This is a genomic window from Microbispora sp. CSR-4 (genome assembly GCF_008033685.1).
GTDB lineage: Bacteria > Actinomycetota > Actinomycetes > Streptosporangiales > Streptosporangiaceae > Microbispora.
On the sequence record NZ_VJVX01000321.1, the window covers coordinates 1 to 324 of the forward strand.

Annotated in this window: 1 protein-coding gene; it reads right to left on the reverse strand. The window is 65.4% G+C overall.

Annotated features, from left to right (window positions below):
* The coding region (locus FLV34_RS39975) for a transposase (RefSeq protein WP_261986093.1) at nucleotides 1-324 on the reverse strand (324 nt) is incomplete at both ends.

Sequence of the window (324 nt, forward strand, 5' to 3'; positions counted from 1 at the left end):
CGAATTTCCGCGCGAGTTGGCCGCGGACCTCGCTGGAGATCGCCATACCATCTCAACGAGCCGAAGATCACGAAGCAACGCCTTATTTCTTGACGGCTTCTGTGAAACCAGCACCTTTGAGCCCTGGCCTGCGGGAACACCTCACCGAGGGAGGCCCAGAACCCCAGTGCGCCGTCCCCGACGGCCAGTACCGGCGCGCGCATTCCCCGCCGTTTGCAGTCGCGTAGCAGGTCGGCCCACGACTCGGTCGACTCGCGGTAGCCGTCGGACAGCGCGATGAGCTCCTTACGGCCGTCGGCGCGCACGCCGATCATCACCAGCAGG